The sequence below is a fragment of the Herbaspirillum lusitanum P6-12 genome (assembly GCF_000256565.1).
GTDB lineage: Bacteria > Pseudomonadota > Gammaproteobacteria > Burkholderiales > Burkholderiaceae_D > Herbaspirillum > Herbaspirillum lusitanum.
Genome location: NZ_AJHH01000721.1, coordinates 1 through 2,396, shown reverse-complemented (window position 1 = coordinate 2,396; position 2,396 = coordinate 1). Strand labels below are relative to the sequence as shown.

Here is a 2,396-nt window from a genome sequence, read left to right as displayed (position 1 = left end):
GGGCGCAGGAAAAAATTTTGTTTCGCGGTTGGCGCAGTTTGAAATGTTTGCATGTCGATTCTCCTGAATCAGAAATAACGGAAATATCAGAAGTGCCCCGCCAGCACATAGCCGGCAAGCACGTAACCCAATGTCATGGCCACCACCAGCGAAGCGCCGACCGGGGTCGGCGGCGTCGGCGACGGCAGGCCGAACCAGCGGCAGACCGCGCCGATCAGCGTGCCCAGCACGGCGCCCGTGAACAGCGCGCTCATGCTTGCACCCCGGCTTGCTTTGCCTTGGCTTCCTTGGCGGCCAGGTAACGATCCACCAGCCAGTAGCCGCTGCTCATCATGAACACCAGGAAGGCGCCGCTCAGGACCGGCGGCGACGGCACCGGGATTTGCGCGAGGTGGCAGCAAAAGCCGACCACGAAGGAGAGCAACAGGCCCCAGATGATTTTGGAATAAGTCATGTTCATACTCCGATCAGAACGCGAAGCAGCTGCAACCGAGCGCGCCCCAGAAGCCTGAGAAATTCGACGCCGGCACCGACGAGCGGCGCGCGACATCGTGCGAATGAGCATGCACGTTGCAAGCGCCTGCGCACTGATGCGGCAGGATAGCCCGGCGTTGCTGCTGCCCGCTCTGCGTGCCCGACTTGCGTGCGCTGTAGTGGCCCGGCACGTTTTTCACCGGCGACCAGTCCGGCAGCACCGGGATGGCCGGCGGCGCCAGCGGGTCGAACTCATCGGCGCCGTAGACGATCTTGCCGCCGACCACGGTCATCACCGATTCGATGGCCTTGATGTCTTCTTCGGCGACGCTGAAGAAGTCGGCCGACAACACCACCAGATCAGCCAATTGGCCGGCCTTGATACGGCCCTTCTTGTCCTGCTCGTTGGAAAACCAGGCGCTGCCTGCGGCCCACAGTTCCAGCGCGGTTTCACGCGGCAAACCGGCTTCGGCCAGTTGCAGGCCGCCTACGGTCTTGCCCGAGACCAGCCAGTACAGCGCGGTCCACGGGTTGTAGCTGGCGACGCGGGTGGCATCGGTGCCGGCGCCGACCGGCACGCCCAGGTCCAGCATGCGCGCCACCGGCGGCGTCGCCCTGGCGGCTTCCTTGCCGTAGCGGTCGACGAAATATTCGCCCTGGAACGCCATGCGATGCTGGATCGCCAGGCCGCCGCCGAGTTCGCGCACGCGCTCGATGTTGCGCGGCGAAATGGTTTCGGCGTGGTCGAAGATCCAGTGCAGGCCGTTGAAAGGAATGTCGCGATTCACTTTTTCGAAGACGTCGAGCATGCGGCTGATCGATTCATCGTAGGTCGCATGCAGGCGGAACGGCCAGCGGTTGGACACCAGATGACGCACCACTTTTTCAAGTTCGTCTTCCATGCCGGCGGCGAGTTCCGGACGCGGTTCGAGGAAGTCCTCAAAGTCGGCCGCCGAGAACACCAGCATTTCACCGGCGCCGTTGTGGCGATAGAAGTCGTCGCCCTGGCCCGGCTTGATCATGTCGGTCCAGCGCTGGAAGTCGCCCAGTTCCTTGCCCTTGTTCTGCGTGAAGAGGTTGTAGGCGATGCGCACGGTGAGCTGTTGCTCGCGCGCCAGCTGGTCGATGATGGCGTAGTCTTCCGGATAATTCTGGAAACCGCCGCCGGCGTCGATCACGCTGGTGACGCCGAGGCGATTGAGTTCGCGCATGAACTGGCGCGTCGAATTGACTTGCTGCTCGAGCGGCAGCGACGGGCCTTTGGCCAGCGTCGCGTAGAGGATCATGGCATTGGGACGGGCGATCAGCATGCCGGTCGGATTGCCGGCGGCGTCGCGCTGGATTTCTCCTCCCGGCGGATTCGGGGTGTCCTTGTTGTAACCGACGGCGCGCAGCGCAGCCTGGTTGAGCAAGGCGCGATCGTACAGGTGCAGGATGAACACCGGGGTGTCGGGCGCGGCGGCGTTGATTTCTTCCAGCGTCGGCATGCGGCGCTCGGCAAACTGGAACTCGGTCCAGCCGCCGACCACGCGCACCCACTGCGGATGCGGTGTGCGCAAGGCCTGCTCGCGCAACATGCGCAAGGCGTCAGCCAGCGACGGCACGCCTTCCCAGCGCAGTTCGAGGTTGTAGTTGAGGCCGCCGCGGATCAGGTGGATGTGCGAATCGTTCAGGCCCGGCACCACGCTGCGGCCGTTCAGGTCGACCACTTTGGTGGCGTCGCCGCGATGGCGCATGGCGGCTTCGGCGTCGCCGACGGCGAGGAACTTGCCGTCCTTGATCGCAACGGCGCTTGCCAGCGGCTGTGCTTTGTCGATGGTGTGGAAATTTCCGTTCAGCAGAATCAGGTCGGCGCTCATGTTCACTCCTGGGGTTGTTCGTTGGTGTTGTGTTGTCAGGGGAGGTCTAAAACTACGGGATCC

At 63.6% G+C, this 2,396-nt stretch carries 3 protein-coding genes; all 3 read right to left on the bottom strand.

Annotated features, from left to right (window positions below):
• Window positions 1–86: 86 nt before the first annotated feature.
• Genes HLUSI_RS30360 through HLUSI_RS0123425 form a run of 3 tightly spaced genes read right to left on the bottom strand, consistent with a single transcriptional unit; the run spans window position 87 to window position 2,333 of the window.
• Window positions 87–254 carry a DUF1427 family protein gene (locus tag HLUSI_RS30360; protein ID WP_016836256.1) on the bottom strand — a complete coding sequence of 56 codons (168 nt, stop codon included), beginning with the start codon at window positions 252–254 and terminating at the stop codon, window positions 87–89.
• A complete protein-coding gene (locus HLUSI_RS0123430; RefSeq protein ID WP_029363941.1) occupies window positions 251–454 on the bottom strand; it encodes a DUF1427 family protein in 204 nt (67 codons plus the stop codon). The genes HLUSI_RS30360 and HLUSI_RS0123430 overlap by 4 nt, the downstream gene beginning before the upstream one ends.
• A 13-nt stretch (window positions 455–467) precedes the next feature.
• Window positions 468–2,333 carry an amidohydrolase gene (locus HLUSI_RS0123425; RefSeq protein ID WP_016836254.1) on the bottom strand — a complete coding sequence of 622 codons (1,866 nt, stop codon included), beginning with the start codon at window positions 2,331–2,333 and terminating at the stop codon, window positions 468–470.
• Window positions 2,334–2,396: the final 63 nt, after the last annotated feature.

What these genes read in the sequence shown, in the direction of transcription:
- HLUSI_RS30360 (WP_016836256.1), bottom strand. Translation starts at nt 254, where the DNA reads ATGAGCGCGCTGTTCACGGGCGCCGTGCTGGGCACGCTGATCGGCGCG.
- HLUSI_RS0123430 (WP_029363941.1), bottom strand. Translation starts at nt 454, where the DNA reads ATGACTTATTCCAAAATCATCTGGGGCCTGTTGCTCTCCTTCGTGGTC.
- HLUSI_RS0123425 (WP_016836254.1), bottom strand. Translation starts at nt 2,333, where the DNA reads ATGAGCGCCGACCTGATTCTGCTGAACGGAAATTTCCACACCATCGAC.